The sequence below is a fragment of the Desulfamplus magnetovallimortis genome, from assembly GCF_900170035.1.
Classification (GTDB): Bacteria; Desulfobacterota; Desulfobacteria; order Desulfobacterales; family Desulfobacteraceae; genus Desulfamplus; species Desulfamplus magnetovallimortis.
Genome location: NZ_LT828553.1, coordinates 149202 through 161305, shown reverse-complemented (window position 1 = coordinate 161305; position 12104 = coordinate 149202). Strand labels below are relative to the sequence as shown.

At 46.2% G+C, this 12104-nt stretch carries 3 protein-coding genes; 1 reads left to right on the top strand and 2 read right to left on the bottom strand.

What is annotated here, in order from left to right; translation table 11 throughout:
* Positions 1–1045 precede the first annotated feature (1045 nt).
* Positions 1046–1336 (top strand): hypothetical protein, encoded by a 291-nt coding sequence (locus MTBBW1_RS20055; RefSeq protein WP_080806457.1) that lies wholly within the window; start codon positions 1046–1048, stop codon positions 1334–1336.
* A 293-nt stretch (positions 1337–1629) separates the two neighbouring features.
* Here MTBBW1_RS20055 and MTBBW1_RS20050 read toward each other — a convergent pair whose 3' ends face one another.
* Both MTBBW1_RS20050 and MTBBW1_RS28580 read right to left on the bottom strand, forming a co-directional pair.
* A complete protein-coding gene (locus MTBBW1_RS20050) occupies positions 1630–8517 on the bottom strand; it encodes a beta-ketoacyl synthase N-terminal-like domain-containing protein (protein ID WP_080806455.1) in 6888 nt (2295 codons plus the stop codon).
* Positions 8514–12104, bottom strand: a 3591-nt coding sequence (locus MTBBW1_RS28580) for an SDR family NAD(P)-dependent oxidoreductase (RefSeq protein ID WP_186441550.1), incomplete at its 5' end; no start/stop codon positions are given. The genes MTBBW1_RS20050 and MTBBW1_RS28580, both read right to left, overlap by 4 nt.

Below are 12104 nucleotides of genomic sequence, written 5' to 3'. Positions count from 1 at the left end.
ATAAAAATGATAGTCATTTTCACGGTAAACGGGCATGGCTGCCATCCAGCCACCCCCGAATATGGCAAATTGTATCCATTTCCACGGTAAAAAAAATTAAAAAAGGATTGACAGGTCTATCATTCATAGTGTAAAAAGACAGCTTTATTTTTTGTACAAATGGAGTTCCTTTTTAGTTTCATTGGCTAATTGAAACCCAATTGATTTGTTGATTGAAGCCCAAGCATGGGGCCGAATAATCGGGATTGTCATGAAGAATGCTGTAATAAAAATATATTTGGCGGTATTACTTTTTACGCTCTTTTCGTGTGGCGGAGCCTGCGCATCCGGCCCCAGCCAAACGCAATGGGTGTGCAAGAGCGACCGCTCCGTTATTTTTTTACAGGATAGAACCGCCATACAGGTTCATGAAGACAATACTGCCGACAATCCCTACATTCCTTGCACCGCGTCAACCTGCAATCCATGCGTTTCAATTCGTTTGGGCCACCCTGGTGCTCTGCACAGGTTGCCCCATCAAAATTTGGGTGGATACTGTCAGACACTCTTTTTCACTTGGGCAGTTCCGCTTCACACCCCCACAAAATTTCAAGTTTCTCATTTCGTTATTCTTTCCGCAGTTCTTCCTGCCGGTCGTCAGATCTCTATTTTAAATCAGTCATTTCTCTGTTGAATCTTGTTGATGCTTGACAACACTTGATGAACCTGTAAAAAGTCCGCCTCTCAGAATTTTTTCAGTCATAAATCGCTGAAATTATTCATATTTTTTTTGGTATTTCCGGCTTTTTACGATCCCATCACACTTTATCGATCACATTTTATCTTTTCGTTTTTTTGATCGTTGATCAAGGATTCTGCACCAAAGTTATACGCTTTTATTTCGGGCCTTTAACTCTGTTGCATTTTATGTTGCCATCATTGAGGTACGGTCTCAAAGCATCTGCTCGGTGATCTATCCTAAATCCCTTCTCCAGGAATGGATCGGGGGATAATGAGACAGTAATTTCTGACCTTATCTTTACAAGATATAAAGAGAGAAATAACAATGATATTTAATTTACTCGGGATTCCTGTGAATCCTGCACAAAAAAAAGACACCAATCGTATTAATAAGAATCAGAAGATCGCAAAAGCGGCCAAACGGGTTGCAGCTACCTTAACCGGACTTTCTCCAGAGACATTGGTTGCCGTGAATCAACCGTTGGCAATGGATATTGGAGCATCTGAAAACATGAAATTTATAACACAAGTGACTGTTCAGGGACGTCCGATCTCTGTATTCTTTGCAATGGGAGAAAAAACATCTTTGCAACTGGAAGAAAAACAGATGCTCTGATATGATGCTTTTCCTTTAAAGCCTGACATCTTTCATATCGACTCAAAAGTAGTTTACACTTTTCTGAAAATTTTGAACCATGATTAAAAGGATTACAGGATTAACATGATTATAATCAAGGTAATCCTGTAATCAAGAAAATCATGGTTCAAAAAAAGTGTAAACCGATAAATGAAAGATGCCTAAAGCCTGAGCTTGATTATATTGTCAGCCATTTTTGCAGGGCAGACCTGTATGTCTGCCCTGCAACAGCGCAATCACACAGGATTACCTCTCCCCTGTCTGTGTCCACTTCATGAAATTTCATTAAACAGGGTATCATATGGCATGCCGATCTCTTGATTCGTTGTATTGAATCCTTTTTCCATCAAGGTTTTCAGAAATTCTCTGGTCTCTTCAAAAATCTCTGGGCTGGCTTTCAATGCACACAGAAGCGTTGCCGGAATTTTTCCCAAACCCATGTTCTTCATACTGTCCATAACTGCTCTTCCAAACTCTACATCCGGAGGAAGGGGAACTTCCTGTTCAAAGGGAGCTCCCAACGTGTTCATCCTATCGAGAATCCTCCGGATGCGCTCGGCATAATTTAACTGCTTCAATTCGGATATTTCCATGGGCTTGCCCACATAGATATCCTGCATTCCCTGGTTTACGGGGAATTCAAATTTATTTTGCGTCTCTTCCACCGGCACTTCCACTGGCAGTCCGCCATAGAAACGAACCGGTACAATGGGCATATTCAGATTCATTGCCAGATCCACCAGAACGGAACTCAGCTTTTCACTCTTTTTTCCAGCCACCGTACTTCGGGTGCCTTCCACATGAACCAGAAGTGAGAAGGGGTTTTCTCTCATCTCACTTTCCAGTTCCTGGAATGCGTGGAGCATATCCATCTGATTTTCCCTGTTTAAAAAGATCATCTGAATGGGAGCGTCTTCGTGATATTCATCTGCACCAAAGCTGAGAAGCTTGCCCATGAGGGTTTGCTGATGCTCTTTTTTTGCCACGACCCGGATGGGGGTTTGTTGAAGAAGATGGATCATGAACAAAAAGAGAAAGGACTCCACCCCGGTCTGATGGTTGGCGAGGTAGATCATGGGTTTTCCTGTGAACCGCATCAATATTTGGGGATCCTTAACGATGAATCGGCGAAGATATTTGTGGATAAATGAGAGACCCATGTCCAACATCACCGGCGAAATATTGCCGTTCATACCGATCCATCTGCTTTTGATTTTCCAGATATCAATCACTTCCGGTTCCGACAGAGATGCCCTGACCGATCTATCCCCTGTTGTGCTTGTGATAAAAAAATCATTGTATGGTGTATTGAGACATCTGTCAGGGTACCTATCATCAAAAACAACATCCCCGGGATGAATACAGAGCCTGGAAGCTGCCAGATCTTTCATGACCACCTGCTGAGCCTGAGCCATCTCTTCCAGGTTACCATGGATTTGATAGGTATTTGCCACAGATCCCTTCAGGTAGTCCGCTTCCCGGATATCTTCATAAAAGATCTCAAGCCCGTCCTCACTGAATCGTGATAACGCCATATTGGGGACATAATTTCGGTACAACAGAAATTCCCTTCGCTGCAACGGCGGTGAGAAGATCAGCCGCCCTTTTGGCAGAATAAACTCCATCAACTTGAATGAAGAGATCAATTCCTTTTCATGAAAGAAGGCAAAATCGACATAGGAAAGGCTCTGTTCCACAATTTTATCCAGTTTGATCACCGCATGGACGGTTCCGCCTCTGGGAAAATCACGATAAAGCCTCATATTCTCAATTTTAATGGGATAGCAGATCATGCTGGGTGGGATACGCTCATCCCAGAGTCCCATCTCATCGTGGGGGATTGCATGAAGGGATGCATCAAGTACCCCGGGGTGAATTCGGCTGTATGGAACGCCTCTGGAATGGGCATCGATGTCACATGTCGCCCCGTTTTTGCCGAGATGCCAGCGAGTCATCAACTGTAGGGATTCACCGTGGAACATGATGCCATCTTTATAGGGCAACTGGCGTGGGGTCAGATCTGTTATGATATTTTCACAAGGCAATTGTCGATGTATCAGCTCCGTTTTATCCTTTTCATAAGGAAACCGCCGTTGCGTGAGATTCTCTGTTCCATCAATCTGAGCTATTCCATCAATCTGAGCTATTCCGTCAATCTGAGCTATTCCGTCAATTTGAGCTATTCCGTCAATCTGAGCTATTCCGTCAATCTGAGCTATTCCGTCAATTTGAGCTATTCCGTCAATTTGAACTATTCCGGCTACCGGATATTCATCAGCAATGGTCACCTTGCAGGAAACCACCTTGATGTATTGAGGCTGCAAATCCGTCCTCTCTTCTGCTTCTAAAGAGACATCAAAGGCATTTTTTGCAAACTGTCGCACACATGTCCGCCCTTTCAACACATCGGAGTGGAAAGCCATCCAGCGGGTGGTTTCCAGTTTGTCGATTCTTACCGCCTTTTTCCCGGGATAGCGGGTCAGAACGGCATCGACCATCATATCCAGTTCATAGGTCAGAGGCAGTGTGGGAATGCAATAGGTGGGACAGTGATCCTTTATCCATGGTTCCTCTTTTAGAGAAATGCACCATTCATCCGCATGAAGAAGCGTATCCAGAGCGGAGATAGAGATATCGGCATGTGACGCTTCAACCTTTTCATCGTCCGGCAACAACTGAAGTCCCAGACGGCTACAATACAGGGCATCGAGACCATCCACACTGCCCACTGCATGGACAAACAGCGTAGGAAAGGGTTCCAGTATGATCTCATCAATATAGATCGTGTAGAACACTTCCCTTGATGCCGGGGTGACCTGACCGCGGCAGGAAAAGGCACTCTTTTGCTCTCTGACCGGCGAAAAATACCATCTTTCTTTTCCCATTGTATGCCCTGACGCATTCATATAGAAAGCCATGATTTGCAGGCACGCTTCGGCCATGAGGGTTCCGGGCATACAGTTGTCATGGAGAAAATGCCCGGGGAAAAACCACAAATTCGGCAAGACATTCATCTTTGCCCTTATGATGCCGCTGTTGCCTACTCCACCCAAAGGCTCCAGCTCAGTCACTTCATCAAATAGAAGATTGTTCCCTGTCAGATATCCTGGAAGGTCGGCTTTTTTTGCCACATTTTCAAACCTGCTCCCAAAGCACCGGCTGAAATCCCCGGCTTTATATGCCATGATCTCTTCTTTGGAAAACGACCGTTTGGTGCATCTGAATGACAGATTTTGTGCTACTGAATTGTCAAAGGATGTAACTTCGCCTTTTTCCTGATTCTTAACACTGCTCAAGGGGCGTTTGATCTTGAAGATCGGAATTTCACCTTTACCCCAAATGATCCCTGCGGATTGTTTCAGCTCTTCATAGGTGAAGAAACCTGCCTGGCCGTTTCTCATGCTCATTGCCAAGCGGCCATTGACCCAGCAGTCATAATGGAAAAAGAAAAGCCGCACATCCCCATGGCTGGCAAAGCCGTCAGCGGTGATCTGGAAACGCAACACATCGTTAGGCTTGGGCAACGCCCCGTGGAAGGTCACCTCACAACCCAAAAGGCGGTACACCCGCCGGCCTTTGTTGTGCATATCAATGCCCAGCCAGGAAACAAGCAGCAGATCGGCCTGTCCTGCTTCCATAAAAATACCGGCCGGCATCCTGCCGTTATAGAGGAACCAGTCGTTCTCCCGAACCACGGTCTCCGTCCAGATCCTGCCTTTGCCCATGCTCAGTGGCTTGCCCTTTATGCCCAATACCCTGTCACAAAGAAGCAGAGGCGGGGCCGGCATTCGAACCTGGATTCTGAATTGATCCTGGGGTTCAAAGGCATCTCCCAGCACTTCTGAAATCTTTCCCGTTGCCAGTTTTTCCAACTGAAGTCTGTCCAACGTCAGGCCATGGGGTGTTTCCCAAACTGCATCCCCCTTTGATTCCATTTCGAGTTGTTTCTCGTTTTTTTTATCAGGGGAAGACGTAGCGGGTTTTTCATTGGATTTTTCAGATAAATTTTCAGTGAGATTCTCAGTTAAATTCTCAGTGAGATTCTGGGATGTTTCTGAAAAACGGGCGTATATTTGACGCTGCATTCCTGAAAGAAGCTCCATATACCTTCTGTGGGCTTCCTCTTTTAGACGGAGATGACTTTTGTGAACCTGCAAAAGATTATCATAAGCGGCCAGAAAAGCCGTCTGGGGGGCAGAGTCATCGCCTGAATTGCTTGGATTGGTTGCTGTTCTTGGATTGGCTTCTGTTTGACCTTCGGGTTTTGACGGTTCATTTGTGCCTGTCGATTTTGAGATGAATGGGGCATTCCCATACAACTCATGGGCGGAAGGGGGGATTGGGAGTGTTTTTACATCATTCTTACTCTTACTCTCATTCTCACTTGCTTTCAACTGCGGCGGAATCGCATTCATATTTTCATTTTCATTCCCACTATCTTTCAAGTTAGAGAGGATAGAATCCATTGGCTTGACATGAATCGGGTATTTCAACGGTTTGCGGGACAGGTGTTGTTGACCGCCTTGAGGGCTTTTCATGAAAGATGTGACAGGTTCCGCTTTCAGACTGCTAGAAAGTCGCGTGGATATCCATCCTCCCTGGAAGCTCTTATTGCGCACTTCAGTTTTAAGAATGCCTTCAGTGCCTTTGGCAGACCGGGAGCCATCGACCCATCGACCATCAAGATCGAGGTAGCGCTGCTTTGCCAACATCATGACGGCAGCCATGATATTCAACATACCCGATGCGGCATGGGAATAACCGAGAAGAAATTTCATATCCAAATTTACCGTGGGAATGGATACATTATTTCCATGATTGAGGGTGACGGAACGGACGCCATGTTCATTTTCATGGTCATGTTCATTTCCACATTCATTTCCATTTCGATTTCCCAATTGGAAATCCACCGATGGGTGGATCAACCCTTCTCCAAATTGAATGGAATCAATGGTGCAAAGTATCCGATCCCCTGATTTCACGGCATCTGCTTCCCGCTTCAGAATCAGAACAAGCCCTGCATCCAAGGGCGGTGTCTGGATGCCAAGGGTCTGTTTTACGCTCTCTTTGTGTACCATCTCATTGCAGATATCCACGGCTCCAACAATGGCCGTGTCAATTTGACCGGCCTTGAGAGCGTTGACAGCCACTTCAAGGGCATAATCTCCGGATAACTCTTCCCCTGCCACAACAAAACCCGCTGATTTCAAATCATACTGGCTGTTGATACGATTGGCGACGATATTGGATAGAGACCCGGTGAAACTCGCTGAATCGGTGGGCATGGCAATTTGATTTCGTAATTCCTCAAGCTTGACATCACTTATGGATATAGGGAGAGCCAACTCCCTAAGAATCTCATCAAAAGCCCAGCGAAACCGTGCCCGTGTGATCTCCGAATCCACCTCCATACCGATAAAGACACCTGTCCTGACGGCATCTGGAGGATTGATCATTGCCATGGCATCCAGCGTCGCCTTGAGTACCAGCAACTGCTGGCCTAAAGTTTTTTCGATATCCTTTGGCGGAAATGCAACCTCTCCAGGGGCAAAGGATAGCGTGTCAATCATGACCTCTTGCCTGTCTTTTTGATGGCCTTTTACCGTGGAAATGGATACATCATTTCCATGTTCGGGGACGGCTGGGCTCCGGCCATGTTGGTTTAATACGCTTTCTGCCAGTTCATCAGCATTTTTAGATTGGCTGGTTTTAACGCCCAGCCCCACAACGGCAATTTTCAGAGCTTTTGTTTCTTTTTCTGATGGGTCTCTTTGTTTCTCAATGTTTGAAGCCTCTCTTTCTCTTTCCGTTTTCTGGAACGAAACTGTAACACCCTGCCACTGTTCCATGACAAGATGGGCATTGTTGCCTCCAAAACCAAAACTGCTGATGGCCGCAATCCTTCGACCGTTACAGGCAGGCCACGCTTCATTCTCTTCCGGGACATAGAAGTCCGAGCGTTCAATTTCCGGTAAGACCGGATGTGCATTGGGCGTTGCAGGAATCTGGTTTTGTTTGAACATTTCCAATACCTTGATGATTCCTGCCGCACCGGATGCGGTGATGAGATGCCCCACATTGGCTTTCAAAGAGCCGATGGGGATCTTTCTGCCACTGTGGAAAAATTCCGTCATACTCTTGATTTCGACACGGTCACCAACGGGCGTTCCGGTGGCATGGCATTCGATATAACCCACCTCCGAGGGATCGACTCCGGAGTGATCATAGGCCGCTTTGATGCAGCGCACCTGGTCACGACTGGACGGAGAGAGGAAACCGCTGGTTCTTCCGTCGTTGGAAAGACCGATACCGGATATGACGCCCAAAATATTATCATTGGCGGCAATGGCGTCATCCAATCGTTTGAGCAGCACAAAAGCCGCTCCTTGACCCGGTATCACCCCGTCTGCATGGATGTTGAAAGGTCTGCTCCGACCAGAGGGACTCATGGCCCGAATCTGGCTGAATCCGATATGGGTATATAGGGGATCTGTAAAACAGACGGCACCGGAAAGCATCATATCCGCTTCCTGACGATGAAGAAGATCACAGGAAAGCTTGATGGCATAGAGGCTGGAGGCACAGGCCGCATCAAGAGAAAAGGCTCTGCCTTCCATCCCGAAAAGCCTTGCCGTCAGCATGGCGGGCAGCCCTGATGAAAAACGGTTGAAGGGATTGGATATTTTTACAGAATCTGATTTTTTTAAACCCGCAGCCTCAAGATAAAACGCTTCTGCGTATCCACAAAAAGCTTGGGTGGGATAGAGTAGATTGCCCATGATCAGCCCCGATTTTTTTAAAAGCGGGCTGTCATCAAGGACGCCGGCATCTTCCAATGCCTGGTGGGCGGCATAAAAACAGGCTCGGAACAGCGGATCCAGCCCCTCCAGAGGGACAGAACCCATTTTTTCTCCGGTCAGCCAGTTCAGGTCGTATTGATCAGGAATATACCCTCCCTGGCAGCTCAATGCCTGATCGCACTTTAGAGTTTTTGTGTTACCGGCCGTTATCTTGTCAGGATGAATCCGCCAATATCCCTCGGATGGTGCAGAGACTGCCACCTTATTATCGAATACCATATCGCTCAACGCTTTGCAGGACGTACATCCCGGCACAATACAACCCGATCCGATGATAGCGATTTTTTCAAATTGACTCATGAAGCGTTCTCCAGCTTTCCGGTTTCGCTTTTCAGATGTTCCATTTCATTTTCCAGGTTTCCCATGCCACTGTCAAAACTTCCGATGACGACTTCAACGGAATGTTCATCCCTGCAGCCCATCTCTTCCACAAATCTCCGGGTTCCTTCTTCCAGCGAAATCAAGGGGATGCCTCTGGCTTCAAATTGGGATTTGAGGAAAGGTGTCACCATACCGCCCTCCCAGGGACCCCAGTTGATGGACTTTACAAGGCACTTTCCACCTCGTCTGACATATTCCCTGCGGCAGACCTTGTTGAGCACTTCATTTGCCATGGCATAATCGGTTTGGCCGCTGTTGCCAAATCGGGCGGCAATGGAAGAAAAACAGCAAAGATGTGTCAATTCATCGGTTTTGGTGGCAGACAATAAAGCCCTCAGACCCCGGATTTTGGTATTCATAACCCGTTCATACTGTTCATCGGTTTTTTCATGAATCAATGTATCGGCAATAACACCGGCACCGTGGATAATGCCCTGAATGCCTCCCCACTGGTTTCGGATATCATCGATCACTCTTTTCACCTCTTGTTCTTCGCTGATATCCACGGAGTAATAGAGAACATCGGAACCCTTTTCTTCAAGTGCGGCAATGTTTTTCCGTACTTCCCGGATGGCCAGAATGGATTTTGCCATTCGACCAATTTTTGCGGGCAGGGATTTATGATCTGATTGACTGTTTTCACTGTTTTGCCGATACAATGCCTGTTTTAACTCCGCTTCTGTCAGGCATTCAGAGAGTTCAAGCGGTTCATCCTCCAGGATTGTTCTTCCCAATATGGCAATCCTCAATTGGCAGTGCTGTGACAGTGCCAGCATACAGGCTGCGGTGATGCCTCTGGCACCACCGGTGACCACCACCACATCGTTTTCATTGAAAAAATGATTTCTCTCAATTGATTCGGAATGGATTACCTCAAGTGTCGATCTTGCACCGTCGGCACGGATGCCGATTTCAACCAGATTACAATCTTCGTAAACGATCTCATGGAATAACCGTTTTGCCGTTTCTTCATAAGAGATATCGCCGCAGTTGATATCAATGGCTTTGACACAGGCATTTGGCCACTCTCTGGCACAGGATTTGACAAGTCCACTAAAGCCCATGGCCCAGGCATTGTTCCCTAAATGAGTGGCCATTCCCAAATCTACGCCCTCCCTCAGATGATTGCATAATCCAAAATCACCGCCAGAATCCTGAATCGTGACAAAGAGACCAGGCTTTTCATGATTGTTCCGGCCGCATAAACGGGCAGCGTCAAAAGCGTCCTTCAGATATCTTTCACAGGTTTCAAAGTCGCTGTCGTGAGTCAGCTCCAGCCCTTTCATGAAAATGATATTCCCAGTACTCGCTGGAAGCGCTTTCAGCAAATGCACATCCTTTATCACCTGGACATCCGGATGGATTTTCCCTAACTGCCGGGCAAGGATGGCGGCGATGCCTTTTTTGTCTGCAATGATGTAAAGGGTGCCGGATGGGAGGGTTGAATTTTTCGTTTCTGATCTTAATTGATCTATCTTTGTTTCCGGCTTTGCGTGGCTGTTGGTTTCCGATTTTGAATGAAGGGCTTTGTTGACCACAATGTGCCGAAAACACAAACGCTGATCACCTTCAATAGGAACATGGGATCCATCAATAGGGACATGGGATCCATGTTGCTTTGATAAAGGTGTTTCAGTTGCATTAATATCGATAGGATCACTTTTGGGTGTACGGGTAAAATCAGTTTCGGTTTTATTGACGGAATTGATTTCGTTTGCCCTGGCAGAAAAGGCAAGAATCTCCCGCAAAGTTTTCAATGAAGCCACATGAGAGACATTGGCATCTCCCAGTTCAGGGAGTTTTTCCTTCAACGCTGCCAGTATCTCGACCCGCTTGATGGAGTCGATGCCCAAATCCGATTCCAGCTCCATATCCAAATCCAACATTTCCGGCGGATAGCCGGTTTTTTCAGAAACAATGTCGATCAATATTTCTTTTAAATCAGGTTTATCCATGGTTTTTGTTTTGGCTGATGCAGTGACGGTTTCCATTTCAGAATTCGGTATCCCTGAAGGTTTTTCCGTTTTTTCAGAATTTGTTTCGATCGGAATATTTTTGAAATCAGCCGATATATCAGATAATTGACTCGTTTGTGATATATCTGATGCGTCTGATTTAATTGATATATTTGCTCTACTGAATTCATCCGATGTGTATGTCGTGCCTGATTTTGTGATACATGACGGATGTCCACCACCAGAGAGCATCCTGAAAATCTCTTCCGATGATTCGAGAAATGCCACATGACTCTCTGTCAACGTCTTTTGGAAAGTATCCTGGGCTTCAGCAGCCTTTTTTTGCAATTCGAATATGGCAAATAACCAGTTTGAATCCGAAGCAGGAGCGCTTTGGATAAGAGATTTTCCATTCAGATTCTGGTCTTTGATGGAAGCAGTGCTATTCATATTTGTTGGCAGATCCTCTTTTGGAATTTTTTCTTTTGAGATTCCTTTGTTTGGGATTTCTTTATTTGAGATTTCTTTGTTTGGATTTTCTTTGTTTGGGATTTGTTGATTTGAACTTTCTTCTTTTGAGATTTCTTCATCAACTCCATACTTTGCACTTCTCGTTTCAGTGGATATTTCGACAGAATGAAGCGCTTCTTCGGCAGGCTGTAATTTGGGCGCTGCCGTGGGCACCCCTTCGGGATTCAATCTTTGCCTTGTCAGAAGGCTGCCGTTGATTTTTAACGTGACAGGGGAATATTTTTTGGGTTCAGGGGTTTCATCCATAAATCCTTTGATCAAATTACCGTAGGCCACTTCAATGCCCAAAGAGGACAACATGGCCATGGCATTCAGGAATGAAGCAACGCCGTTTTTCCCTTTTCTATCCAAAGAGACGGTAGAATACGCCCTTTCAGCAAGGCACTCATCGATCAGCTTTGACAGGACAGTGTGGGGCCCCACTTCAATAAAAACACGAACCCCGAGTCGATACAGATTCTCGATCTGTTCCATAAAACGGACGGGAGAGGTCAACTGGGCAGTTAGAGCCTCTCTGATGGCATCGGGATCATCCGGATAGAGAGTGCCGGTTGCATTGGATGACACAGGAATGCCGGGGGGATGAAACGCTGTTGCCCGTAAAAAGGCATCAAAATGGCGAACGCTGTCATGGATTTGCTTTGAATGAAATGCGGCAGATACCGGCAGTCGCCTGTAGTTGATTGATTGTTCATCAAGAATCTTTTCCGCTTTTTCAATCTCTTTGACACAGCCTGAAATCACGATCTGTTCAGGTGCGTTGATATTGGCGATGGAGAGATCGAGATCACCGGATAAAAGTATCTTCTCAACGACACTCTGGGATGCAAAAACCGCTGTCATGGCTCCCGAAGGGGTCATGGGATTTGGAACAGGCATACTTCTCGAAAAAGTTGATGCTGCTGCACTCATCAACTCTCCGCGTTTCCTGGAGATCGTTATGAAATCTTCAAAATCCGCTATTGCGCCGGCAGCATAGAGGGCGGTCACTTCGCCGTAACTGTGGCCGGCAACATAATT